The sequence below is a fragment of the Terrabacter sp. FW104-15G4B genome (assembly GCF_058790095.1).
In genome coordinates this window covers 39,529-63,853 of record NZ_JBYTCI010000009.1, presented here as the reverse complement: position 1 = coordinate 63,853, position 24,325 = coordinate 39,529, and the positions used below count along the sequence as shown (strand labels likewise).

At 71.5% G+C, this 24,325-nt stretch carries 20 protein-coding genes; 9 read left to right on the top strand and 11 right to left on the bottom strand.

Annotated features, from left to right (window positions below; translation table 11 throughout):
• Positions 1 to 20: 20 nt before the first annotated feature.
• A complete protein-coding gene (locus AC3WRT_RS09495) occupies positions 21 to 674 on the bottom strand; it encodes an MBL fold metallo-hydrolase (RefSeq protein WP_492721231.1) in 654 nt (217 codons plus the stop codon).
• 160 nt (positions 675 to 834) lie between these two features.
• Here AC3WRT_RS09495 and AC3WRT_RS09490 point away from each other — a divergent pair, with 160 nt between their 5' ends.
• Positions 835 to 2,619 carry a hypothetical protein gene (locus tag AC3WRT_RS09490; protein ID WP_492721230.1) on the top strand — a complete coding sequence of 595 codons (1,785 nt, stop codon included), beginning with the start codon at positions 835 to 837 and terminating at the stop codon, positions 2,617 to 2,619.
• Here the strand turns inward: AC3WRT_RS09490 and AC3WRT_RS09485 are convergent.
• Both AC3WRT_RS09485 and AC3WRT_RS09480 read right to left on the bottom strand, forming a co-directional pair.
• Positions 2,544 to 3,827, bottom strand: coding sequence for an FUSC family protein (locus AC3WRT_RS09485; RefSeq protein ID WP_492721229.1), 1,284 nt, complete (start codon positions 3,825 to 3,827; stop codon positions 2,544 to 2,546). The genes AC3WRT_RS09490 and AC3WRT_RS09485 overlap by 76 nt on opposite strands.
• Before the next feature lie 83 nt (positions 3,828 to 3,910).
• Positions 3,911 to 4,912 carry a YihY/virulence factor BrkB family protein gene (locus AC3WRT_RS09480; RefSeq protein ID WP_492721228.1) on the bottom strand — a complete coding sequence of 334 codons (1,002 nt, stop codon included), beginning with the start codon at positions 4,910 to 4,912 and terminating at the stop codon, positions 3,911 to 3,913.
• Positions 4,913 to 5,167: 255 nt separating this feature from the next.
• On the opposite strand from AC3WRT_RS09480, the gene AC3WRT_RS09475 reads away from it, so the two are divergent.
• Complete coding sequence (locus AC3WRT_RS09475) at positions 5,168 to 6,919, top strand: serine/threonine-protein kinase (RefSeq protein WP_492721227.1); 1,752 nt, start codon at positions 5,168 to 5,170, stop codon at positions 6,917 to 6,919.
• Positions 6,920 to 7,061: 142 nt separating this feature from the next.
• On the opposite strand, the gene AC3WRT_RS09470 is transcribed toward AC3WRT_RS09475, so the two are convergent.
• Positions 7,062 to 7,244 (bottom strand): hypothetical protein, encoded by a 183-nt coding sequence (locus AC3WRT_RS09470; protein WP_492721226.1) that lies wholly within the window; start codon positions 7,242 to 7,244, stop codon positions 7,062 to 7,064.
• Positions 7,245 to 7,711: 467 nt separating this feature from the next.
• On the opposite strand from AC3WRT_RS09470, the gene AC3WRT_RS09465 reads away from it, so the two are divergent.
• From AC3WRT_RS09465 to AC3WRT_RS09445, 5 genes are read left to right on the top strand one after another with little or no spacing between them, the layout of a single operon-like run.
• Positions 7,712 to 11,482 carry a nitrate reductase subunit alpha gene (locus tag AC3WRT_RS09465; protein ID WP_492721225.1) on the top strand — a complete coding sequence of 1,257 codons (3,771 nt, stop codon included), beginning with the start codon at positions 7,712 to 7,714 and terminating at the stop codon, positions 11,480 to 11,482.
• Positions 11,482 to 13,188 (top strand): nitrate reductase subunit beta, encoded by a 1,707-nt coding sequence (gene narH, locus AC3WRT_RS09460; RefSeq protein WP_492721224.1) that lies wholly within the window; start codon positions 11,482 to 11,484, stop codon positions 13,186 to 13,188. Before AC3WRT_RS09465 ends, narH begins: the two co-directional genes overlap by 1 nt.
• Entirely contained in the window at positions 13,185 to 13,874 is a 690-nt protein-coding gene (narJ, locus tag AC3WRT_RS09455) for a nitrate reductase molybdenum cofactor assembly chaperone (protein ID WP_492721223.1), read from the top strand. The genes narH and narJ overlap by 4 nt, the downstream gene beginning before the upstream one ends.
• Positions 13,871 to 14,620 carry a respiratory nitrate reductase subunit gamma gene (gene narI / locus AC3WRT_RS09450; protein WP_492721222.1) on the top strand — a complete coding sequence of 250 codons (750 nt, stop codon included), beginning with the start codon at positions 13,871 to 13,873 and terminating at the stop codon, positions 14,618 to 14,620. Before narJ ends, narI begins: the two co-directional genes overlap by 4 nt.
• A 33-nt stretch (positions 14,621 to 14,653) precedes the next feature.
• Positions 14,654 to 15,883 carry an MFS transporter gene (locus tag AC3WRT_RS09445; protein ID WP_492721221.1) on the top strand — a complete coding sequence of 410 codons (1,230 nt, stop codon included), beginning with the start codon at positions 14,654 to 14,656 and terminating at the stop codon, positions 15,881 to 15,883.
• 51 nt (positions 15,884 to 15,934) lie between these two features.
• Here AC3WRT_RS09445 and AC3WRT_RS09440 read toward each other — a convergent pair whose 3' ends face one another.
• The 4 genes from AC3WRT_RS09440 to AC3WRT_RS09425 form a co-directional block, all read right to left on the bottom strand.
• Positions 15,935 to 16,588, bottom strand: coding sequence for a Dps family protein (locus AC3WRT_RS09440; protein ID WP_492721220.1), 654 nt, complete (start codon positions 16,586 to 16,588; stop codon positions 15,935 to 15,937).
• Positions 16,589 to 16,889: 301 nt separating this feature from the next.
• Positions 16,890 to 17,741, bottom strand: a complete 852-nt coding sequence (locus tag AC3WRT_RS09435; protein WP_492721219.1) for a hypothetical protein — start codon at positions 17,739 to 17,741, stop codon at positions 16,890 to 16,892.
• Positions 17,738 to 18,967 carry an NRAMP family divalent metal transporter gene (locus tag AC3WRT_RS09430; protein ID WP_492721218.1) on the bottom strand — a complete coding sequence of 410 codons (1,230 nt, stop codon included), beginning with the start codon at positions 18,965 to 18,967 and terminating at the stop codon, positions 17,738 to 17,740. The genes AC3WRT_RS09435 and AC3WRT_RS09430 overlap by 4 nt, the downstream gene beginning before the upstream one ends.
• Positions 18,964 to 19,449 (bottom strand): hypothetical protein, encoded by a 486-nt coding sequence (locus tag AC3WRT_RS09425; RefSeq protein ID WP_492721217.1) that lies wholly within the window; start codon positions 19,447 to 19,449, stop codon positions 18,964 to 18,966. The genes AC3WRT_RS09430 and AC3WRT_RS09425 overlap by 4 nt, the downstream gene beginning before the upstream one ends.
• Before the next feature lie 192 nt (positions 19,450 to 19,641).
• Here AC3WRT_RS09425 and AC3WRT_RS09420 point away from each other — a divergent pair, with 192 nt between their 5' ends.
• Positions 19,642 to 20,361 (top strand): GAF domain-containing protein, encoded by a 720-nt coding sequence (locus tag AC3WRT_RS09420; protein ID WP_492721216.1) that lies wholly within the window; start codon positions 19,642 to 19,644, stop codon positions 20,359 to 20,361.
• A 64-nt stretch (positions 20,362 to 20,425) separates the two neighbouring features.
• On the opposite strand, the gene AC3WRT_RS09415 is transcribed toward AC3WRT_RS09420, so the two are convergent.
• Together AC3WRT_RS09415 and AC3WRT_RS09410 are read right to left on the bottom strand one after the other, a co-directional pair.
• Positions 20,426 to 20,869, bottom strand: a complete 444-nt coding sequence (locus AC3WRT_RS09415; RefSeq protein WP_492721215.1) for an SRPBCC family protein — start codon at positions 20,867 to 20,869, stop codon at positions 20,426 to 20,428.
• Complete coding sequence (locus AC3WRT_RS09410; protein ID WP_492721214.1) at positions 20,866 to 22,464, bottom strand: phytoene desaturase family protein; 1,599 nt, start codon at positions 22,462 to 22,464, stop codon at positions 20,866 to 20,868. The genes AC3WRT_RS09415 and AC3WRT_RS09410 overlap by 4 nt, the downstream gene beginning before the upstream one ends.
• Before the next feature lie 99 nt (positions 22,465 to 22,563).
• On the opposite strand from AC3WRT_RS09410, the gene AC3WRT_RS09405 reads away from it, so the two are divergent.
• Positions 22,564 to 23,520 (top strand): SDR family NAD(P)-dependent oxidoreductase, encoded by a 957-nt coding sequence (locus AC3WRT_RS09405; protein WP_492721213.1) that lies wholly within the window; start codon positions 22,564 to 22,566, stop codon positions 23,518 to 23,520.
• Here the strand turns inward: AC3WRT_RS09405 and AC3WRT_RS09400 are convergent.
• Positions 23,468 to 24,166: a GAF and ANTAR domain-containing protein gene (locus tag AC3WRT_RS09400; RefSeq protein ID WP_492721212.1), complete on the bottom strand. Its 699-nt coding sequence runs from the start codon at positions 24,164 to 24,166 to the stop codon at positions 23,468 to 23,470. The two genes, AC3WRT_RS09405 and AC3WRT_RS09400, sit on opposite strands and share 53 nt — an antisense overlap.
• Positions 24,167 to 24,325: the final 159 nt, after the last annotated feature.

Genomic DNA, 24,325 nt, shown 5'->3' with positions numbered 1-24,325 from the left:
CTCTCCCCCGACGCCGGGCGTCAGAAGGTCGCGGACTCGGAGTCGCGCAGCGGGGTGTAGGTCAGGCCCTCGACCCCCGAGAACTGCTCGATGTGGCCGGAGTACATCCTGTGCCCCACGTCGCTGAGCAGCGCGTCGTGGATGGGGATGAACACCTTGGGGGCGATGCGACCGACGAAGGCGATCGAGTCCCGGCTGGCGGCCCACGGGGCGTTGAGCGGGTGCGCGAGGACGTCGATCTGGCCGGGCTCGCCGTCGTAGGCGTCTCCCGGGTGGAAGAGCGAGGGCTCGCCGTCGGCCCGCAGGACGACGCCGACGTTGGGGATGCGCGGCATCGCGGCGTGGTTGAACGCGTGCAGCTCACCGACCGGGGTGACCGTGACATCGCCGACGGTGAAGTCCTCACCCTGCCGCGACGGCACGGCCGTGAGGCCCTCGTCGCGCAGCTTCTCGGCCGTCAGCGGGTCGGTGTGGACCGTCGCGCCGGGGTTCGAGCGGATGAGGGCGGCGGCCCGCTCCGGGTCGAAGTGGTCGGCGTGGTTGTGCGTCACGAGAACCGCGTCCAGGCTCGTGAGCTCCTCGAAGCCGGAGGAGAAGCTGCCCGGGTCGATGAGGATGCGGCGGTCGGCCGCCTCGACCAGGAGGCAGGCATGTCCGAGATGAGTCACGCGCATGGCCCAACCTAACCACGGGCACCGGCGTCCGGTCGGCGAGACACCACGGGCCAGGTCAGGGAACCCGCGACGACGGTCAGGTGCGGGTGCCAGACTCGGCGCCAGGGCCGGTCCGTCCGGTCCGGCAGCGCCGCTTCGGACTGGTGGGGGTGCGGTACGCGTGGACTCCGTCGGGCACGACGAGGACCTTGCGCTGCTGCGGGCGCACGAGCCGGTCGTCCGGCTCACGCGAGGGGAGTACTTCGTCCCCGTCGCGGTCGACGCGTACGTCGCGCACGCGAGCCTGATCCGTGACCGGGCCGGCTCCACTGACGTCCTCGCAGCCCCGGGCGCCCTCGGCCTCGCGGGCCTCGCCGCCCACGGGGCGGAGCACGACGGGCCCGGTCTCTCCCTGTCGGGCATCACCGAGCCGCGGACCGTCGGCGATCGGGTTCGCCGGTGGCTGCCCGGCGCGCGACCCGGTTTCCATGCCGGGAGCCGCCTGGCCCAGGTGGGTCTGCTCGGACGCACAATCGACACCATCAGCCGTCTCTCATTGCTGCTGCGCGGGTCGGTGCCGGGTGGCAGCGCCGCGGCCGCCTTCGCGGTCCAGCAGGAGTACCTGGCGCCGGACAGACCGACGTACTACGGGCGCGTGGTGCGCAGCGACTCCTGGGTCGTGTGCCAGTACTGGTTCTTCTACTCGTTCAACAACTGGCGGTCCGGCTTCTCCGGGGTCAACGAGCACGAGGGCGACTGGGAGCAGGTGACCGTCTTCCTCGACGGCTCCGGCACGCTTGGACAGGACGGCCTCCCCCCGCCCCGCTGGGTCGTCTTCAGCGCGCACGACGAGACCGGCGACGACCTGCGCCGGCGCTGGGACGACCCCGACCTCGCCCTTGTGGACGCACGACATCCGGTCGTCTTCCCCGGGGCGGGGTCGCACTCGGGCGCCTACCTTCGCGGCGACTACCTCATCACCGTCGTGCCGCCGTCGTGGGGCGGGTTCATCCCGGCGGCGCGTTGGCTGGCCAAGCTCTTCACGCCATGGGCGCGCGCCGCCCAGGGCGACGGTCTCGGCATCCCCTACATCGACTACGCCCGCGGAGACGGCGTGTGCATCGGGCCGGGCGCGGACCACGCGTGGAACCCGGTGGTCATCGACGACGACACGCCGTGGGTCCGCGAGTACCGCGGCCTGTGGGGTCACGACACGAAGGACCGCCTCGGCGGCGAGCGCGGTCCGGCGGGCCCGCGCTACGAGCGGAATGCCACGGTGCGGCCGTCGTGGGGAGACCCCGTCGGTTGGGCCTCACTGGCCAAGGTCGCCCCCAGTCCCCCGGCCGAGACGAGGCTCGTCGCCGACCGCATCGAGGAGATCGACCAGCGGCTCGTCGAGATGACCGCCGAGTCGCAGGCCGCTGCCTTCGCCCTGACGACCCGCGCGGCCGGGCTCGGTCCCGACAGCCCCGACGTGCGGCGCCTCGCCCCGGCGGAGCGGGAGCTGACGACCCTGCGCCTGGAGGCCGTGCGGCTGCGCGACGAGCGGGCCCGCATGGAGCGGGTGCTGGACGAGGGGTTGCCCACCCCCGGCCCGCACGCCCACCTGAACCACCGGCGTACCCCCATCACCGTGAGCGAGCGGTCGCGCCACCGGCTGCTCGGCGCCTGGGCGGTGGTGAGCACGCCGATCGTCATCTACCTCGTGGCGGGCTTCTTCAAGCCCCAGGTCACCGACCGGCCGCTCGGCGCGGTGGCGCTGCTCGCCCTCGTGCTGGCCGTGGAGGCGTTCACCCGCGGCTACTTCCTGGCGTATGCCGTCCGCGTCGTGCTCGTCGTCGCGCTCGTCGAGCTGGTGGTCACCTTCGCGGACCACTGGCAGGTCGTCACCTACTGGTGCCTCGTGTCGGTCGCGGTGGTCGTGCTGCTCGTCAACCTGCGCGATGCATTCCGCCGCCAGGGGTGACGCCGAAGGCGTGATCGCCGCACCCGCCCCCACACCGGTGAACGGGTGGGTGGGAGCCGCAGCGGCCCGGTCTCGGTGGGCACCACGGCGGCGTCGCGCGCCGACTCCAGCTCGGCCACCAGCCGGAGGGAGTCGGCGATGAGCGAGCCGTAGACGGGCCACTGCTCGGGGTCGTCGAGCGGTGTCCTGCGTACCTCCTCCCGCAGGGTCGTCAGGACGAGGAGGGCTTTGGCGAGCCCGTCGTCCAGCGCCTCCAGGGAGGCGTCGTCGTGCTTGCCCAGCTGCGAGACGGCCACCGACATGGCGGCGAGCGCGTCGGCATACCGCACCAGGAAGTCGGCCGACGGAGCGGGATGGTGTTCCCTTCCCTCGGCCGCGTCGACGAGCGTCCGGCTGATGCCCGTCACCTGCCACAGCGTCCGGCGCAGCGTCGTGACCGTGCGCTCGTAGCCCTGCCAGTCGATGTCAGCAGGGCGGAGGTTCTGGCGCAGGTTGAAACGCGTGCTCTCCTGGCCCGTGCGGATGTCGGCGAGCACCAGCGGCGCCTTGTCCGCCGTGTCGTTGCCGAGTCGGTACCACCGGCGAGCGCTCTCACCGTCCCAGTCCTCACGCAGCCCTTCGGCCATCTCGTCGAGCAGCTCGCACACCTGCCGGCCCAGCGCGGTGACGCGCTGCCGTGGCCTGGTCAGGTGCAGGGGCGCGAGGACGATCGCGTTGGTCGCCACGCCGATGACACCGCCGGCGACGGTCTCGATGATGGTCAGGTAGGTGAACTGCTCGTCGGTGCCACCGGCCGTGATGAGCGAGAGCAGCACCATCGACGGCACCTGGATGCCGTGGTCGCCCAGCCGCGACCAGCGGCCGATGACCAGCGCGACGAGGATGACGCCGAACACCGTCCACCACGTCACCCCGAACACCGTGGCGACGAGCCACGCGACCCCGAGGCCGAGCACGACCGCGGCGATGCGCTGGGCACTCGCCGAGAGCGACCGGACCATCGTGCGGTCCACGACGAGCAGGGCCGCCATCGGCGCGTAGAAGGGCACCGGGCTGTGCAGCACCCGCACCGCGAACTGCCACGCGAGGACCGTCGCCGCCGCCGCCTTGACCAGCAACAGCAGCGCGTCGCGCTCCGGCCCGGCCTGGCGCAGCGCGCGTCCGAGCGCACGAGCCCGTTGCCGGTTGTCGTCGCGCCAACCCCTCATCGGCGGTCGCCCGGAAGGTGAGCCGGCGGGCGGTGCCGGTGGCGTACGGGGCCTGGCCCCGGCCCGTGCTGAGGGCCCGCCCCTCAACGCGAGCGACGCTCGGCCGCCTGCGCCATGGCCCGCTTGTCGATGTCGTCCATGCTCCGCGTGTCGCGCGGCTCGGCGAAGGGCTCGAGGTCCTCGGGCAGGCCGGCAGCGATGGCGCGGCTCCGGTCGAGCTCGGCGTTGACCTCCGCCCCGAGCAGGATGGCGATGTTGGTCAGCCACAGCCAGACGAGGAAGATGACGACGCCCGCGAGGGAGCCGTACGTCTTGTTGTAGGAGGAGAAGTACGCGACGTACAGCGCGAAGAGGCCGGAGACGACGAGCCAGATGACGACCGCGAGCAGGCCTCCGGGGCTGACCCACTTCATGCCGCCCTGCTTGGCGTTGGGGCTCGCCCAGAAGAGCACCGCGAAGAGCACCGAGACCAGGATGAGCAGCACGGGCCACTTCAGGATGCTCCAGACGAGCAGTGCGGTGTCACCCGCCCCCACGAGGTCGCCGATCTGTCGGGCCACGGGGCCCGAGACCACGACGATCACGGCCGCGACCACCATGACGACGACCGCGAAGACGGTGACGCCGACGCGGATCGGCAGCGTCTTCCAGATCGGCCTGCCCTCGGGGATGTCGTAGATGACGTTCGAGGCGCGCATGAAGGCGGACACGTAACCCGATGCGGACCACAGCGCCACGAGGATGCCGAACACGGCCCCGAGGCCGGCGCCGGCGCGGTTGCTCTGCGCCTGCGTGATGAGGGTGCGCACGAACTGGGCACTGGACCCCGGCGCGATGGCCTGGACCTGGTCGACGACCTGGGAGGTCGCGTCACGGCCGAGCAGACCCAGAGCCGAGACGAGCACGACCAGTGCGGGGGCGATGGACAGCAGGCCGTAGTAGGTCAACGAGGCGGCGAGGTCGGTCAGGTTGTCCCGCTTGAACTCGACACGAGCGCGTTTGAGGACGGCCACGATGGACGAGCGGGGCAGCTCGGTGGGGCTGTCCGGTGCGTCATGACGGGCGGTGTCCGGTTCGGGTGCCATGTCGCAGCCGTACCCACTGGCACGCGGCGCGGCACAGGACGTGCGGGCGGGTGGCCGGGAGAAGGGCCGGGTGGCAGCAGGAGCTCCTGTCTGGGTACGTCACCCTCCGACCGCGCGAACACGCGAACAGGCGCGGACACGCCAGGACGCGCACCGACCACACTTACCAACCACACTGACCGACACTGACCGACCGACCAGGGCACGCCGTGCCGATCGCGAGGCGGACGGCCTCGGAGGGAGACGCTGACGATGGTGGCCGAACGGCCCGAGCTCATCGCTGGGCGCTACCGGCTCATGAACCGCATCGGCTCGGGCGGCATGGGACACGTGTGGCTGGCCTGGGACGAGCGCCTGAGCCGCGCAGTTGCCGTCAAGCAGCTGCACTCCCCCGTCGGCCTCCCGGAGGCGGACGCCCGCATCGCGCACGAGCGGGCGATGCGCGAGGCACGCATCACCGCACGCCTGCATCACCCCAACGCCGTGCCGGTCTTCGACGTCGTCGACCACGACGGCGCGCCCTGCCTCGTCATGCAGTACCTCCCGTCTCGCAGCCTGCAATCCGTGCTGACGGAACGGGGCCCGCTGTCGGTTCGCGAGGTCGCGCGGCTCGGCAGCGAGCTCGCCTCGGCGCTGGCGGCCGCCCACCAAGCCGACATCGTGCACCGCGACGTCAAGCCGGGCAACGTGCTCATGGCGGAGGACGGCACGGCACGGATCACCGACTTCGGCATCTCCCATGCGCTCGGGGACGCGTCGCTCACCTCGACCGGCATGGTGACGGGCACCCCGGCCTACCTGGCACCGGAGGTCGCCCGGGGCACCACCGCCAGCCCTGCCTCGGACGTGTTCTCCCTGGGCGCCACCCTCTATGCCGTCCTCGAGGGCAGGCCTCCCTTCGGCACCGGCGACAACGCGATGGCGCTGCTGCACCGGGTGGCGTCGGGCACGATCACGCCGCCCGGTGACAGCCCGCTCGCGCCCGTCCTGCTGCGCATGCTCGCCGCTGCGCCGGAGGACCGCCCCTCGATGCAGGAGGCGTCCGAGGCGCTCGCCGACGTGGCGGCAGGGCGCCCCGTCCGTCGGCTGGGGTCCGCTGCCGGAGCGACCGACGCCCCAGCCACACGGACCAGGGTGCTTCCCGTGACCGGTGGCACCGCGCGTACGTCCGGACCGTCCGTCGACAGCGGGAAGGGCGGCGGCGCGGCCGCCGCGGCGATGGGTGCCGCCGGCGCTGCCGGCGCTGCCGGCGCTGCTGGCGCTGCTGGCGCGGTGAGAACGGCCGGGCCTCCCGTCCCGATGACTCCACGCGGCGATGGGGATGGCGCCCCTCCCGGCGGCACCGCCGGGCCCGGGCCACGGCCCCACCGACGACGCGGAGCCGTCGTCGCCCTGCTCGTCGTCGCGCTCGTCGGCGCCGGCATACTCCTGTGGGCGCTGCTGCCCCACGACGCCGACCGCACGCAGGCCGCACCGCCGAGCGTCCCGAGCGCCTCCGCCGAGACACCTCGGCCCAGCTCGCCCTCGGCCACCACGTCGACCGGGCGGCCGTCGTCGTCGCCCACCACCACGCAGCGGCCCTCGTCCACCGCCAGCCCGTCGACGTCACCCCCCTCGAGCCCCGCAGCCACCAGCCAGGCACCCACCAGCCAGGCACCCACCTCGAAGGCACCGGGCGCGGTCACGGGCGCGGAGCTGGCTCGCGCGATCCGCGACTACTACGGCCTGCTTCCCGGCAACACCGACGCCGGCTGGGCGCGGCTGACCGACCGCTACCGGGCAACCACGGCCCACAACCGAGCGACGTACGAGCAGTTCTGGAAGTCGGTGGACGCCGTGCAGGTGCGCCAGGCGGATGGTTCCGCTCCTGCCTCGGTCGTGGCCACGGTCCGCTACGACTTCAGCGACGGCCGCCGGTTCGAGGAGCGCACGTCCTACACCCTCGTCCGGGACGGCGGCATCCTCAAGATCGACCGATCGTCCGTGCTGAGCAGCCGGCAGCTGTAGCGGGTCGGGCACCGCGCCCGGGCCACGTCACGTCATCGAGCCCCGCCGACCGCGTTCGGGTGGCCGTGCCCTCAGAACGTGGGCGGGGCGCCGCGGCCGGCGGGGTGATCGGGGCGGGCCTGCGTCCTGACGGGATGACCCGTCACTGGCAGCGCCACATGCCCACTGAACGACCCGGGTGACCCATTCGGTTCCCGGACGAGCCGATCGGCGCGACGGCGCTGGTCGTGCAGGCCTGCACCAGGCGCTCGAGCATCGCTGCCCGCTCGCTGCCGGTCATGACGGTGACCATCGTCTCGTCGTCGGCCGACGTCACTGCGCTCATCGTGGGTCTCCTAGTCACGTCCGCCGGCGCTTCCCTGCATCCGGTTGTCCCTGGGAGAAGGTGTACCAGCCGAGATGGCCGCATACATCCCTATTGCCCCAGTTTCCGCAAGAAAGTCAAGAAAGTCTCAAGGGACGTGCAAGTCACGGCCTGCTGAAGGACGGGTCAGGCGAGCGGCCGGGGCGGCGCGTGCGACTCCACGCCGAGGTCGATGACGACGTGACGGCGTGCTCAGGCTCCCGCCCGGAGTGGTCGCGCGCACCTCGTGCACGCACCCATCCGCGACGGGATGTCCTCGTCTCAACCGCGCGGATCCGCCATATCGCTCCCCCGACGACGAATGCGTCAGTAGCGTGGCGCGGGATCGGGCTGGGTCGCCGTCTCGACACGACACCCGTCCGCGCAGCCCTTCCGGCGGGGTGGTTCCGACACCGGCCCCCTCTTCGCCCGCGAAAGGTCGTCCCGGCATGGCCCACCCCGGCTCAGCCGCCTTCCCAGCCAGCGCCGCGGGCGTCGACGGGCCCGCCTCCGCCGCGCTCCTGAAGGCTGGGCGGTTCTTCAGCCGCTGGGAGGAGTCCGAGGACGGTCGTGCCGTCTACCGCGAGGGCGGTCGGGCCGGGGACGTCTTCTACCGCGACCGCTGGAGTCACGACAAGGTCGTCCGCTCGACCCACGGCGTCAACTGCACCGGATCGTGCTCGTGGAAGGTCTACGTCAAGGACGGGATCATCACGTGGGAGACGCAGCAGACCGACTACCCGTCCGTGGGGCCGGACCGGCCGGAGTACGAGCCGCGCGGGTGCCCCCGTGGCGCGGCCTTCTCCTGGTACACCTACTCCCCCACCCGGGTGCGCTACCCCTACGTGCGCGGCGTCCTGCTCGAGATGTACCGCGAGGCCAAGGCTCGCCTGGGTGACCCGGTGGCGGCGTGGCACGAGGTCACGACCGACCCGGAGAAGCGCCGGCGCTACCAGAGCGCACGCGGCAAGGGCGGCCTCGTCCGGGCATCGTGGGGCGAGGCGGTCGAGATCGCGGCCGCGGCGCACGTCCACACGATCAAGGAGTACGGCCCCGACCGGGTGGCGGGCTTCTCGCCGATCCCGGCGATGTCGATGGTGTCGCACTGCGTCGGCACCCGTTTCATCCAGCTCATCGGCGGCGTCATGACGAGCTTCTACGACTGGTATGCCGACCTGCCCGTCGCGAGCCCCCAGGTCTTCGGCGACCAGACCGACGTGCCGGAGTCCGGCGACTGGTGGGACGCGACCTACCTGATGATGTGGGGCTCCAACGTCCCGGTGACCCGCACCCCCGACGCGCACTGGATGGCGGAGGTGCGCTACCGCGGCACCAAGGTCGTAACGGTCAGCCCCGACTACGCCGACAACACCAAGTTCGCCGACGAGTGGATGCCCGCACAGGCCGGCACCGACGCCGCGCTCGCGATGGCCATGGGTCACGTCCTGCTCAAGGAGTTCTTCGTCGACCGGGAGGTGCCGTTCTTCACCGACTACGTGCGCACCTACAGCGACCTGCCCTTCCTCATCCGGCTGGAGCCCGCCGAGGGGGCGTATGCCGTCTCCTCGGGTGACGCCGCCACCGTGCCGCGGGTGCCCGGCAAGTTCCTCACCGCGGCCGACCTCGCCCCTGACGGCAACACCAGCCCTGACGAAAACGCTTGGAAGACGGTGCTGCTCGACGAGGCGACGGGTGAGCCGGTCGTCCCGAACGGCTCCATGGGCTTCCGCTACGCCGACTCGGGCAAGGGCCGGTGGAACCTCGACCTCGAGGGCGTCCGGCCAGCCCTGAGCATGGACGGGCTCCTGGCCGAGAACGTCGAGGTGCTGCTCCCGGCCTTCGTCGAGCCGGACGGCACCGGCTCGGTGCTGCGCCGTGGCGTGCCCGCCCGCCGGGTGGGCGGCCACCTCGTGACCACCGTCTACGACCTCATGCTCGCGCAGTACGGCGTGGGGCGCGAGGGCCTGCCGGGAAGCTGGCCCACCGGCTACGACGACGTCAGCGCCCCCTACACCCCGGCGTGGCAGGCCGAGATCACCGGCGTGCCGGCCGAGCAGTGCATCCGCATCGCGCGCGAGTTCGCCACGAACTCCGAGCAGTCCCAGGGCCGCTCGATGATCATCATGGGGGCCGGCATCTGCCAGTGGTTCCACGGCGACGCGACCTACCGTGCCATCCTGTCGCTTCTCGTCCTCACCGGGTGCATGGGACGCAACGGTGGCGGGTGGGCGCACTACGTCGGCCAGGAGAAGTGCCGTCCGATCACCGGCTGGATCTCGCTCGCCAACGCGCTCGACTGGAGCCGTCCGCCGCGGACCATGACCGGGACGTCCTACTGGTACATGCACACCGACCAGTGGCGCAACGACGGCTACTCGGCCGACTCGCTGAGCTCCCCTCTCGCCAGAGGCCATCTGGCCGGCAGGCACACCGCCGACACCATCGCCCAGTCGGCGCGAATGGGCTGGATGCCGTTCTACCCGCAGTTCGGCACCAACCCGCTGCAGGTGGCGCAGGATGCCCAGGCCGCTGTCGACGCGGGCTCCGCTGCCAGCCCCGCGGCCTATGTGGCCGGTGCGTTGCACGACGGCACGCTGACGGCCGCGATCGAGGACGTCGACGCCCCGGAGAACTGGCCGCGCACCCTGGTGCTCTGGCGCAGCAACCTCATGGGCTCCTCGGCCAAGGGCAACGAGTACTTCCTGCGCAACCTGCTCGGCACCCACCACAACGTGCTCGGCAGCGAGAACCCCAACGCCCCAAGGCCGTCCGAGGTCAAGTGGCACGACGAGGCGCCCGAGGGCAAGCTCGACCTGCTGCTGTCCGCAGACTTCCGCATGACGTCGACGACCCTGCTGTCGGACATCGTGCTGCCTGCCGCCACGTGGTACGAGAAGCACGACCTGAGCTCGACCGACATGCACCCGTTCGTGCACGCCTTCACACCGGCGATCGACCCGCCGTGGGAGGCCAAGACCGACTTCGAGCTCTTCCACCTGCTCGCCGAGAAGCTCTCCGACCTCGCGCGCACCCACCTCGGCGTCCGCCAGGACCTCGTCAGCGTGCCGCTCCTGCACGACACCCCGGGCGAGACGGCGCAGCCGGGCGGTCGTGCGGTCGACTGGCGCGCGAGTGGGCAGCCAGGCGTCCCAGGGCGCACCATGCCGGTCTTCCAGCTCGTTGAGCGCGACTACACCGCGATCGCCGAGAAGCTCGCCACCGTGGGCCCTCTCGCCAACAGCCTCGGCTTCACCGTCAAGAACGTCACGTACGACGTCACGGACGAGGTGCAGAGGCTGGCGCACACGAACGGCGTCATGCTGGGCGGCGCCGGAGACGGCCGTCCGGCCATCGACACGGACGCGAAGCTCGCCGAGGCGATCCTGGCCTTCTCGGGGACGACGAACGGCCACCTCGCGGTGCAGGGCTTCCGCGCGCTCGAGGAGCGCGTCGGCATGAAGCTGGTCGACCTCGCCGAGGGCTCGGAGGAGAAGCGGATCACGTTCGCCGACACGCAGGTCGCGCCCGTCGCCGTCATCACGTCGCCGGAGTGGTCCGGCTCCGAGACCGGCGGGCGGCGCTACGCGCCCTTCACGGTCAACATCGAGCGGCTCAAGCCCTTCCACACCCTCACCGGCCGCATGCACTTCTACCTCGACCACGACTGGATGCAGGACCTCGGCGAGGCCCTGCCCATCTACCGGCCACCCCTCGACATGCACCGCCTCTTCGGCGAACCCAGGCTCGGGCCCGACGGGTCGAGGCAGGTGACGGTGCGCTACCTGACCCCGCACTCCAAGTGGTCGATCCACTCGGAGTACCAGGACAACCTGCTCATGCTCTCGCTCTCACGCGGCGGGCCGACGGTGTGGATGAGCCCGCAGGACGCCGGGTCCATCGACGTCGCCGACAACGACTGGGTCGAGTGCCTCAACACCAACGGGGTGCTCGTCGGCCGGGCCATCGTCAGCAGCCGCATGCCGGAGGGCGTCGTCTACGTGCACCACGCGCAGGAGCGCACCATCGACGTGCCGAAGTCGGAGGCGACCGGCCGCCGCGGCGGCATCCACAACTCGGTGACGCGACTGCTCGTCAAACCGACACACCTCATCGGCGGCTACGCGCAGCTGTCCTACACCTTCAACTACCTCGGCCCGACGGGCAACCAGCGCGACATGGTCTCGACGGTGCGCAAGCGCTCGCAGGAGGTGACCTACTGATGCGCGTCATGGCCCAGATGGGCATGGTGATGAACCTCGACAAGTGCATCGGCTGCCACACGTGCTCCGTCACCTGCAAGCAGGCCTGGACCAACCGCGCGGGCACCGAGTACGTCTGGTTCAACAACGTGGAGACCCGCCCGGGACAGGGCTATCCGCGCCGCTACGAGGACCAGGAGACGTGGAAGGGCGGCTGGACCCTGACCCACCGCGGCAACCTCACGCTCAAGGCCGGCGGCCGGCTGCAGAAGCTGCTCGGCATCTTCGCCAGCCCGGTGCAGCCCAAGCTCGCCGACTACTACGAGCCGTGGACCTACGACTACCAGACCCTCATCGAGGCGCCTCTCGGCGACGACTTCCCGGTGGCCCGCCCGAAGTCCCTCATCACCGGCGAGAACACGAAGATCACGTGGTCGGCCAACTGGGACGACAACCTCGGCGGCTCGAGCCAGCTCGGACACCTCGACCCGATCGTCGCCAAGCTGAACGCGTCGGTGCGCCGCGAGTCCGAGGAGAAGGTCCGCTTCGAGCTCGAGAAGACCTTCATGTTCTACCTTCCGCGCATCTGCGAGCACTGCCTCAACCCGTCGTGCATGGCCTCCTGCCCATCCGGCGCGATCTACAAGCGCGAGGAGGACGGCATCGTCCTCGTCGACCAGGACCGCTGCCGCGGCTGGCGGCAGTGCATCACCGGCTGCCCGTACAAGAAGATCTACTTCAACCACAAGAGCGGCAAGGCCGAGAAGTGCACCTTCTGCTACCCGCGCGTCGAGGTGGGCCTGCCGACGGTCTGCTCGGAGACGTGTGTCGGACGACTGCGCTACCTCGGGCTCTTCCTCTACGACGCCGACCGCGTCACGGCCGCGGCGGCGACCGCGAACGAGGCGGACCTCTACGAGGCACAGCTCGACCTCCTCCTCGACCCGAGCGACCCGGACGTGGTCGCGGCCGCCCGGCGGGACGGCATACCGGACGACTGGATGGACGCGGCACGGCGGTCGCCCGTCTACGCGCTGGCCAAGACCTACCGCGTGGCGCTGCCGCTGCACCCGGAGTACCGCACGATGCCCATGGTCTGGTACGTCCCGCCGCTCTCCCCCATCGTCGACGTGCTCTCGTCCCAGGGCCACGACGCCGAGGACCAGGGCGTGCTCTTCGGTGCGATCGAGGCGCTGCGCATCCCCGTCGACTACCTCGCCGAGCTCTTCACCGCCGGGCGCACCGACGTCGTGACCGGCGTGCTGCAGAAGCTCGCCGCCATGCGCGCCTACATGCGTGACGTGTCGCTCGGCCGCGACGGCGACCCCTCGATCCCGGCGGCCGTCGGCATGAGCGAGGAGGCGCTCTACGAGATGTACCGCCTCATGGCGATCGCCAAGTACGCAGACCGGTACGTCATCCCGACCGCCCACGTCGAGCGGGCCCACGAGCTCGAGGAGCTCGGCTGCTCGCTCGACTTCGACGAGGGCCCGGGGATGTACGGGTCCGGCCCGTTCGGCGAGGCGAGCGGTCGCCCGGCGCCCGTGGCGGTCGAGACGTTCAACGCCCTCAGACAACGACAGACGTCCGACACCGCGATGTCGACGACTCCCGGCGGCGAGCTCCGAGGCCGCGTCAACCTGCTCAACTGGGACGGCAACGGGGCGCCCGACGGGCTCTTCCCCGCCGGCTCGTCCGAGGCGACGCCGACGGAGGGCCCGCGATGATCGGGCTGCGCCGCCGAGCCGGCCGCCGGCATGACCACCGGGTCGTCCACCTCGTCGCGGCGCGCTGCCTCGACTACCCCCGGGAGGACCTGCTTGACTCCCTGCCGGCGCTGCTCGACGCCCTTGCCGAACAAGACGACTCGCCGGGCGCGCACGAGCTCCGGCCGCTCGTCGAGCATCTGGCGGGGGCGCCTCTCGCAGACCTGCAGCGCGCCTACGTCGACACCTTCGACCTCAGCCGCAAGCACGCGCTCTACCTCTCGTACTGGACCGACGGCGACACCCGGCGGCGCGGCGAGGTGCTGGGACGGTTCAAGGCGGCATACCGCCGCAGTGGCTTCGTCGTCGACACGCACGGCGAGCTGCCCGACTACCTCCCGATGGTGCTCGAGTTCGCCGCCCGCGTCGACGCCGACGCGGGGGCGACGCTCCTCCAGGACTACCGCGCGAGCATCGAGCTGTTGCGGATCGCTCTGCAGGAGAGGGAGAGTCCGTATGCCGCCGCGAGCGTCGCCGTCTGCGCCACCCTCCCCGGGCCGTCGCCGGTCGACCGCGCGGCCGTCATGGAGATGGTCGGGATGAGCGGCCCGCACCCCTCCGAGAGCGTCGGACTCGACCCCTACGACCCGAGACTGCTTCCGTTGCAAACTGTTTCCCCCGAACTCCCCGCCCAGGTGCGATCGTGATCACCTTCCTCTGGGGCGTGCTGCCTTATCTCTGCCTCGCAAGCCTCGTCGGCGGCACGATCTGGCGCTACCGCTACGACAAGTTCGGATGGACGACCCGGTCGTCGCAGCTCTACGAGTCGCGGCTCCTGCGCATCGGTTCCCCGCTCTTCCACTTCGGCATCCTGCTCGTCGTGGTGGGCCACCTCGGTGGGCTCGTCGTGCCGCAGGCGTGGACCGACGCGGTCGGTGTCAGCGAGGGGCTCTACCACTTCAACGCCCTGCTCTTCGGGGGCCTTGCCGGACTGTGCACGCTCGTCGGCATCCTCATCCTCGTCTACCGCAGACGGACCACGGGTCCCGTTTTCATGGCCACGACGCGCAACGACAAGCTCATGTACGTCCTGCTCGTCGGCGCCATCGTCCTCGGCCTCTGGACGACGCTCGTCAGCGTCGGCGCCGGCAGTGAGGCGCACAACTACCGCGGGACGGTGTCGCCGTGGTTCCGGTCGGTCTTCCTGCTGCGGCCCGACGTCGCCGCGATGTCAGCCGCGCCGGTGCAGTTCCATGTGCACACGGTCGTCGGCATGCTGCTCTTCGCGCTGTGGCCCTTCACGCGGCTCGTGCACGCGTTCACGGCGCCGCTGCACTACCTCTTCCGTCCCTACATCGTCTACCGCTCACGAGACCGCCAGGGGTCGGGCTCGCGGCAGACCCGACCGGGGTGGAGCCGCATCGGCACCTCGGACCGCGACCGACACGTCTGACCGCTGACCCATCACCCCCGGATAGAGGACGCCATGAGCACCAGCGCACCGACAGCGGCAGCCCCGACGCTGGCCCTGACCGGTCAGGGCAGGAACCTGGCCCTGGCGACCTTCGCCTTCGCCGTGACCTTCTGGGCCTGGAACCTCATCGGCCCGCTGGGCGTGAGGTACACGGGCCAGATGCACCTGAGCAGCAGCCAGAAGGCACTGCTCGTCGCCACGCCGGTGCTCGTCGGCTCACTCGGGCGCATCCCCGTCGGTGCGCTCACGGACCGTTACGGCGGTCGCATCATGTTCCCGACGCTGACCTTGCTGACGGTGCCGTTCGTGCTGCTCGTCGCACTGGCCGGCAACCTGAGGTCCTTCGGTCTGATGCTCGTCTTCGGCTTCTTCCTCGGCATCGGAGGCACGACCTTCGCGGTCGGCGTGCCCTTCGTCAACGCGTGGTACGAGGCTGACCGGCGCGGCTTCGCGACCGGGGTCTTCGGCGCCGGCATGGGCGGGACCGCGCTGTCGTCGGCCCTGACACCTCGGATGGTCGGGTGGTTCGGCTACACCCTGACGCACGTCGTCATCGCGGCGCTGCTGGTCGCCACCGCGGCCCTGTGCTGGCTCGCGATGCGCAACTCCCCGGCTTGGAGGCCGAACACCGACCCCGTCGTGCCCAAGCTCTCGGCGGCGCTCAGGCTCCCGGTCACGTGGCAGATGTCGCTGCTGTATGCCGTGGCGTTCGGTGGCTTCGTCGCCTTCTCGACCTACCTGCCGACCTTCCTCAAGGACGTCTACTCGTTCGACCTCACAGCGGCCGGCACCCGCACCGCCGGCTTCGCCATCGCCGCGGTCGTCGCGCGCCCCATCGGTGGCGTGCTGTCCGACCGGATCGGTCCCCGGGCCGTCGTCGCCATCTCGATGGGCGGCACCGCGGTCCTCGCCGCCCTGCTCGCCCTCGAGCCGCCGCTCGAGCTGCCCGCGGGCGCTGCGTTCGTCTCGATCGCCTTCTTCCTGGGCCTCGGCACCGGTGGGGTGTTCGCCTGGGTGGCCCGCCTGGCGCCCCCGGAGCGCGTCGGCAGCGTGACCGGCCTCGTCGGCGCGGCCGGCGGCCTGGGCGGCTACTTCCCTCCGCTCGTCCTCGGCGCCACGTACGGCGTGGCCTTCGACCACTATGGCTTCGGCCTCGTGCTGCTGTGTGTCGTGGCCCTGGCTGCGCTCGCGTTCGCGCTCGTCGGGGTCAAGGAGGCGCGGCGCGAACCGGTGCCGGCCTGACCTGACCGGGCAGCCCAGCTGCCCGGTCCCGTCACGGCCCGGTCGCAGGCACTACCTGGACGCGCGCTTCGCAGCCTTCTTCGCAGCCTTCTTCGAGCTCTTCTTCGCGGTGCCGGACCCACGAGCCACCCCGCCGGAACGGGACACGGCCGCGGCAGCCTCTCGGGCGGCGCCGCTCTCGGTGGCGCTGTCCTGCGTGCTGAGGTTGCCGCTCGTCGACTCGAGGTGCGCCCGCACGAACCACTGGAACTGCTCGAGCTGGGCGACCTGCCCGATCAGCATGTCCTGGGTGACGAGGTCGAGGTCGTCGGTGAGTGCGACCGCGTCCCGGTGGTCGCCGATGACGCCGGTGTAGACGAGGTCGAGCGCTCCGAGGTGCGCCGAGGTGTCGGCCCGGAGCAGGTCGTAGTCGTCCCACGTGCGCTGCTCCACGAGGTGCCCGGGCGTCCCGATCGGGGAGACGCCGAGGGTGGCCATGCGTTCGGCGGTCTCGTCGACCATGGCGCGCACGGCCTCGATCTGGGGGTCGAGCATCTCGTGGACACCGATGAAGTGCGGTCCGACGACGTTCCAGTGCACGTGCTTGAGCGTGAGCTGGAGGTCGTTGAGGGCGTGGAGCCGCGGCTGCAGCGCCTCGCCGACGCGGTGGCCGTCCTCGAGGCTCAGCCCGGGGACGGTGAACGACGTGGTCTGGTTGCTGTCCATGGTCGCCACATACCCGCAGTGGCCGACCGGGTATGAGGGCGCGGTGCCGACTCATACCGACGACCGCGGCCGGCAGACGCAGCCGGCACACCCGGCCGGCTGGGCTGTCAGCCCGCGCCCGTACGGCACGAAGACGGTACCGAGGACCGTGCCGGTCGGCCCGACCGCCTGGTACCTCGAGAGGCCCGCCTTCGCACGGGGAGGTCCGGGGTGGCGGCTGTTGGGGCGCACGGATGACCACCGGTCTTGGCGGCTGCCGGCCTGGTCCTTCAGCGACCGCTCACGGGATGGTTCCCCCCGCTCACCCACGCAGGGGGTCGGCGGCCGCGTCGTGCGGGTGGCGCGGTCGCGCCCCCGCCCCGAGCCGGAGGTCGCCGTCCGCCGTCTCCATTCCCGCGACGTGGTCGACGAGGACGATGCGGTCATGCCGTTGCCAGACCCGCACGATGCGACGCACGAGGGCCGGCCCCTGTCGCCGGTCGGTCGAGTAGCCGAGCTGGGAACCCGCCAGGCGACGGGTGTAGACGAGCGAGACGGCACGAAGTGGCCGCTGCGGCCCGTCGTGCGGTGCACCGGCACAGCGCAGCTCGCTGACCTGGCCCTCCCGGGCGCCGTCGTGCGACAGCACGGTCCTGCCCACGAGCGAGCTGAGTCGCCGCGCGCCCTCAAGGGGAGCCCGTGCGGGGCGACGTGGTGTCTCGCGGCCAGGGCCGACTCGTCGTCCAGGGGCCGGCTCGGCGCGGTGCTCGGCATCCGTGCCGCCCGTCGCTCCCGGAAGTCGCGAAACCAGGTGGACGCGCAGCCACAACTCGAGACCAAAGGTCTCCGAAAGGGCCTGCGCCGCAGGCCGATCCAGGTAGACAACTGAGTCGATGCGCATGACGTGGTCGATGGGTACCACGGGTGGCGCGGGGTCCCGGGCGGGATGGAGACGGTGCCACACGGCATACACCCACTCCCCCAGCAGCCCGGGGAGCCGCTTGCTCAGCGCGGCGGGGCCCACCATGATCCCGGTCACGAACCAGTCGAGGCCCCGCGCCACCAGCTCCAGGTCGTCGACGTTGCCGAGCAGGCTGCCGTCCGGTGCCACGATCTGGTGGTCGAGCAGCCTCAGCACCACGTCGTAGTCCTGCTCCTCGCCTCGGGAGCTCACTGTCCCGCCCTCGTGATGACCATGAGCGGGATGGCGGCAACCGCGGCCACCACGACGACCACGAGGTAGGCCGTACCCAACGTGTTGGCGATGCGGCCGTTGACGTGTCGGCCCATGTAGGTGCGGTCGTTGGCCACGACGAGGATCGGGAAGTACGTCAGGGGCAGCGCGACGGCGCTGAAGACGACGGAGTACTCCGTCAGCATGATGGGGTCGGCGGTCGTCAGCAGGACGCCCACCGCGACGACGGTCGACAGCAGGATGACGACGTGGAAGCGGGCGGCCCGGAGCGGCGCCACGTACTTGCCCCACTGCCAGCCGAAGTACTGCGCGATGCTGTAGCCGACCGAGAGCCCCGTCTCGCAGGCCGCCCCGAAGGTGGCGGCGAAGAAGCCCACCAGGAGCAGCGCCGTTCCGAGGAGCCCGAGAGCCTGCCCGACGGGCAGGCCGATCTGTCCCAGGCTGTCGACCTCGACCTTCTGCGGCAGGTAGACGACGGCAGCCACGCCTGCGATCGAGACCGAGAGCAGACCGCCCAGCGGGAAGCCGATGAAGACGTTCGCCCGCATCGTGCCGAGGTCCTTGGCCTTCCACCGCTCCTCGACTCCTCCCGAGGAGAAGAAGAAGACCTCGTACGGTGTCATGGCGGCGCCGAAGAGGGCCACGGCGTAGTAGAGGTACGTCGTGTGGCTCTCGTCGTGCGGGACGAGCGGGCGGGAGACCTGTCGCCACAGGTCGCCCCAGACGGGGTCGAGCTTCCACAGCGCGACGGCGAAGACCACGAGGCCCAGCCCAGCGAGCCCGAAAGCCTTCTCGAGGGCCGAGAACTTGACCCGCCAGAGCACGATCCACACCGCTGCCCCAGCGACCGGCATCCACAGGTACGGGTTCACGCTCGTCGCGAGCTGGAGCGCCAGGGCCACGCCACCGATCTCGGCCATGAAGGTGAGCAGGGTCACCGCCATGGAGGCGAGGAGGTTGAGCAGACCGGCTCGGGGACCGAGCCGCTCGCGAACGAGGTCGAAGGTGGCCCGACCGCTCACGGCCGCCACTCTGCCGCTCATCTCGGCAAAGACGCAGATCCCGACGATCCCGACGACGACGACCCACACGAGCGACAGTCCGAAGCGCGCCCCAACCAGCCCGTTGGTGACGAGGTCGCCGATGTCGACGAACCCCCCGATGGCCGTGAGGATCCCGAGTGCGACGGCGAAGAGCCGCTTCACGACAGGCCCTCCGATCGATGTTGCATGCGGTCGGCGGTGGTGCGCAGCTGGCGAATGCTTCGTGCCATGGCCGGCCGGTCATCGTGGCGCAGGGCGATCCGGGCGTGCGCCAGGTCGTCAGCGGCGTCGGACAGGAGGGAGTCGACGTCGTCCCGGAGCAGGTCGTCACGAGCCGAGGGCGGGTCCACTGCGCCGAAGCTGTCCTGCACGGGGCCCATGCCCTCCTCGCTCCCGGTGACCACCGTGTTCGCATACGTTCGTGGGATGCGGTGGTCGAGGAGGTTCTCGAGCGCCATCGCCGCCGTACGCGTGTCGCTCACCCCCGAGTCCAGGGCCTGCACTGCGTTGTGCTGGAAGGCGCCGGAGTCGGCCATCGGCGCGACGCACGCTGACAGCACCGCGCCCAGCAGAATGGACCCTCCCGGGCCGGCCAGGGTCCTTGCCCGTCGCCTCGTGCGCACCCGGTCTCGTCGCAGCGTCATCGCGGTGACCTCAGCAGGCGCCAGGCTAGGTAGGCCAGCGCCATCGCGTAGAGCAGCCACCCCCCGGCCAGAGCGAAACCCTCCGTCACACTGGGGAAGTACCCATTCCGTCAGGCAGTGAGCCGGGCGGCCTGGAGCCCGCCCCGTCAGAAGGGGTGCTCTTTCGGAGTTCGCGGCGGGTATGGGCCGGTGGTGAAGCCGATACAAGAGACGCGTGATGCCCTCCAGCGACTGGCCCTGCACGGCGACGAGGAGCTGGGGGCACAGATGACAACCGTCAACGACCGCCTCTCCGCCCTCGTGCCCGGTCTGGTGGCCTTCAGCGTCGGCGTCGCCCGCCACGGCATCGTGCTGACCTACGTGTCGACGGGCCTCGAGGCATCCCGCCTGGACGCGATGCAGTACGTCGACGACGGCCCCTGCCAGCTCGCGGCGAGGACCGGAGACGTCGTCGCCGTCTCCCACGAGGACCTTCTCGACGAGGGCCGGTGGCAGCTCTTCGCGCAGGCGGGGGCGTCCTCCGGCATCCTCAGCACCCTGTCGTTGCCGGTGATCGAGCTCGACCGCGTGGTCGGCGGCGTCAACCTCTACGGCAGCGCCACCAACACCTTCGTCGGGCGCCACGAGCAGCTGGCCGACATCGTCGGCGGCTGGGCCGCCGGAGCGGTCACCAACGCCGACCTCAGCTTCGACACCCGCCGCGAGGCCACCCGGGCACCGAGACGGCTCGACGACCTCGAGACCGTCAGCACCGCTGTGGGAGTGCTCGTGGAGTCCAAGGGGGTGTCACCGGCGTTCGCCGAGAGCAAGCTCTACGAGGCGGCGGCTCGTGCCGGCATACCCGTGGTGGCGCTCGCGCACATGGTGATCGGTGAGCGTGGCGCCGGCGGCGCGGGCAGCGACGATTCCTGAGAGGACCACTGAGCCCGCCTCGGCGCCAGGGCCGCCCCCACCGGCGGCCGACCCGGTCCGTCGGTCACTCGACCGGCATCGCCCGCTCGACGAGTATGGACAGCCTCCGCAGCGTCTCCTGGTTGCGCCGGTGCAGGACCGGGTCACGCAGGACGCGTGGGATCAGCAGCGCGGGACCCTTCGTGGCGTCCTCCTCCATCGTCACCTCGGTGTCGTCGCCGACAGCCCGGCAGCTGATGCGCACCAGCCCCTCACCCGACGGCCACGCCCGGACGGTGAGCTCGAGAAGGTTGGGGCGCTCCGACCGTTGCACAGTGGTGGTGTCGTTGATGAGCACCGGCCAGGCGCCGACGGAGTGCTCGATCTCGGCTCCGGGCTCCGGCCACTCGTCGGTCACGGTCCGCACCCGGGACGCTCCCACGACCCACTGGCTGTAGCTCCAGCCGTTGGCGAGGACGTCGAAGACGGCGTCGGGGGTGCCGTGGATGATCCGGGTCGTGCTGCTCACGCGCGCCTCCAGGGCAGTTGGATTCGGTGGTGCCACAAGGCAGCTCGGGCCGCGTTGGCGCCGCAGGCACCGTGGACGCCACCACCCGGGTGGGCAGAGGCGGAAGCCAGGTAGAGGCCCTTGACGGGCGTCTCGGCACGGCCGGAGCCTGCCACCGGGCGAAAGACGAGCTGTTGCTGCAGGTTGGCCGTTCCCCCGTTGATCGCACCGCGGACGAGGTTGCGATCCATCGACTCGAGCTGGTGGGGGCCGAGCACGCGGCGCGCCCTGATGCGGTCGCGGAAGCCGGGCGCCCGGCTCTCGATGCGCTCCTCCATGCGCTCGGCCATCGCCTTGCAGTCGTCCTCGTCCCACACACCCCGGACCGCGCGGACGCCAGCATGGCCCGCAGCCGCGTCGCCCCGGACCCGCTGCGGCACATGGGTGTAGGCCCACAGTGCCTCGCCGCCCTCCGGCACGCGAGTGGGGTCCGTGGCGCCCATCTGGCCCACGAGCATGAAGGGTCGGTCCGGCACGAGGCCGGCGGCGACCTGCCCGCCGGTCAGCGTCATCTCGTCGAGGGAGTCCCCGAGGTGGACGGTCCCCGGAGTGGCGGCCGGTGCGCCCTCCCACGGCACGGGTCCGTCGAGTGCCCAGTCCACCTTGACCGTCGACGGGTCCCACTCGAAGCGGCCCATGCGGTGGCGCAGCCGGGTGGGCAGGTGCTCCCAGGCAACGAGTCCTCCGTAGAGGGCCGGGGCAGAGACGTCCGCGAGCACCGCGCGGCCGACTCGTACCTCGCTCGAGGCGGTCCGCACGGCGACCACGCGACCGCGCTCCACGCGTACGCCCTCGGCCCGCTCCCCGAGACGGAGCTCACCGCCACGCGACTCCAGCCGCCGCACCATGGCCGCGGAGAACTCACCCGCCCCGCCGCGCGGGACGGGGAAGCCGACGGTCTGGCCGAGCAGGACGAGGAGCAGGCCCATGGCCGCCGAGCCCGGCGCCTCGAGACTGATGTCGGCGTGCGCGGCGTTGCCGGCGACGAGCATGCGGGCGGCGTCACCACGGAAGAGGCGTTCCGTGAGGGTGCGCGCCGGCATCAGCATCTCGCGCACCAGCTCCAGCCCGCCCGGGCGCAGCACCCGACGGGCCATGCCGGCGCCGCCGCGAACCGGCGGGAAGGGGGTGAGCAGGCAGCTGATGACGTCGTCACCGACCCGGTCCCAGGTCTCGCACAGGGCGAGCCACGCGTCGCCGTCGCCGGAAGCCTGGTTCTCGAGCGCCGCTGCGGTGTCGCCACGGTCGCGGTGCAGCATGCCCCACCGCCCGTCGGGGAAGGAGTGGCCGAGGACGGACGGCGCCTGCACCCACTCGAGCCCGTGCTGCTCGAGGTGCAGGCCCTGGATGGTGGGCGAGCCTGCCGCGAGCGGGTAGAAGGAGCTGAACGTGTCGTGCACGAAGCCGGGCGACACGGAGTCGTCGCTGCGCACCGCCCCTCCCGGGGTGGTCTGCTCCTCGATCACGACCACGGACCACCCGGCGTCGACCAGCAGGTTCGCGGCGACGAGCCCGTTGGGCCCGCTGCCGATGACCACCGCATCCGTCGTCGTCACGATGTCCTCTCGTCGGGTGGTGGGGTGTTGGTGGCGTACCCGCTGCGCAGATCCGGTAACCCTCGTTTGAGACCGGCGCCGAGCGGGCACGACGCACCCATGCGTTCGAGTGCAGGCACGTCAGGTAGCGCCCCGGTCGTCCTGGTCACCGGGGGCTCGAGCGGCATCGGCCTCGCGGCGGCACGGGAGCTCGCCCGCCGGGGCCACCGCCTCGCCCTGCTCGCGCGGGCTGAGGAGCCGCTGCACCGGGCCGCCGGCGAGTGCCGCACCCTGGGCGCCGACGACGTGACCACCCTGGCCGTCGACATCCGCGACGACGGCGCGGTGGCGGGCGCCGTGGACGAGGTCGTCAGCCTCTGGGGGCGCCTGGACGGCGTCGCCAGCTGCGCCGGGGTCGTGGCGTACGGCCGCCTCGAGGAGCTGTCCGCGCCGCTGTTCGACGGGGTCGTGGAGACCAACCTGCTCGGCTCGGCCAACCTGCTGCGGCATGTCCTGCCCCACCTGCGCGCCAACGGGCGCGGGTCGGTCGTGCTCGTCGGCTCGCTGATCGGCCACATCGCGGTGCCGACGATGAGCGCCTACATGGTGAGCAAGTGGGGCGTGCGCGCGCTGGCCCGCCAGGCCCTGATCGAGAACCGGGACGTGCCCGGCCTGCACATCTCCTACGTCTCGCTGCCCGGTGTCGACACCCCGATCTACCGACAGGCGGCGTATGCCGGTGGGCCGGCCGGGCAACCGCCACCGCTCGTGTGGCCGCCCGAGAAGGCCGGGCGCCTCGTGGCCGACGTGCTCGAGCATCCTCGGCCGGTCACGCACGGTGGGGCCTTCGACCGGGTGACGAGACTCGGCTTCGTGGCGCTGCCGCGCGTCTTCGACGCCTGGGTCGCACCGCTCTTCGGCCGGCTTGCCTCGGACCGGGCGGACACCATGCCCGCCGGCGACGGCAACGTCGAGCACAGCGTGCCCGAGGGGAACCGCCTCACCGGCGGCCACGGGTCGGGGCTCAGGGCTGCACTGGGCCACGCCGTCGGAGGGCTTCGTCGCCTCCTCCCCTGAGGGCATCGGAGAGCCCGACGACGGGACCACTCGCCGGTGCCATCTCCTCGCCGGGCAGCCGGCCGGTGAGCCGGAGCTGCTCCGCGATGTCACGCAGCTTGACGTTGCCGTTCTGGGACAGCCGTCGCAGGTAGGAGAAGGCTGCATCGGCGCCCAGGCCATAGCGCTCCATGAGGATGCCGACGGCCTGCCCGATCTCCTGCCTCGTCACCATCGCGAGCTCGAGGTGCTCCGCCTTGCGGGCGAGGACCAGTGTGGCCGCCGCGTGCCGGGCGATCACGGTCGCGACGTTCTCCACCTGCTCCGTGAGGCAGCCGGGCTGGTCCCAGCTGAGGCTGAGGGCTCCCACCGTCTTGCCCTCCCACGCAAGCCGCACGGCCAGGGTCCGGGCCAGTCCGAGGGAGCCAGCGGCGGCGGCGACCCGGGGCCACCGGGCGAGGTCGTCGGGGCAGCCCCACTGCGACGATGCGACGGCCAGGTCCCCGCGCAGCGCGTCGTAGGTGGGCCCCTCGCGAAGCGCGAGCTGCAGCTCGTCGAGCTCGCGCGGTGGCGCACCGGTCGCCGCGACCGTGCGCGCGGTTCCACCCCGCTCCAGGACGCAGATCGCGACGTGGCGGGCGCCGGGAACGGCCCGGGAACTGGCCACCAGCACCTCCTCGACGGCCGCGGTGGTGGCCGGGTCGGCAGGCGCGGGAGCGTCTGCGGATGCCACCGCAGTCCGAGGCGGCACGACCATCCCCACCCGGGGGCACGGCATCCCGGTGATGGGGCCCCCGGCCGGCTGCGGACGCGGTGTCGTGAGAGT